Source organism: Bradyrhizobium jicamae (assembly GCF_001440395.1).
Lineage (GTDB): Bacteria > Pseudomonadota > Alphaproteobacteria > Rhizobiales > Xanthobacteraceae > Bradyrhizobium > Bradyrhizobium jicamae.
Map to the genome: position 1 here is coordinate 4,138 of NZ_LLXZ01000213.1, position 241 is coordinate 4,378.

At 55.6% G+C, this 241-nt stretch carries 1 pseudogene; it reads left to right on the top strand.

Features of this window, described 5'->3' with window-relative positions:
- Positions 1 to 241 (top strand): annotated as a pseudogene (locus CQ12_RS45480) (hypothetical protein); the annotation flags it as partial.

Here is a 241-nt window from a genome sequence, read left to right on the forward strand (position 1 = left end):
TCAAGGTCATGCCTTTGTCAGACCATACCGTCGCCTTCACTGGATTGTCGCCGGGGCGCGCGAGCGTAACGGTTGAATCGAAGGACGGCAAAACTGATAGTTGGGGTCTGGTGAGCGTGGTGCGTGAGCCGCATGTCGTGAAAATCTATCAGCAGGGCGAAATAAATAAGCAAACCGGAGAGCGCCGGTCAGACAGCAGTTCAGCCATTGGCGGCTATGTCACGCTGAGCTGCAACGAGAT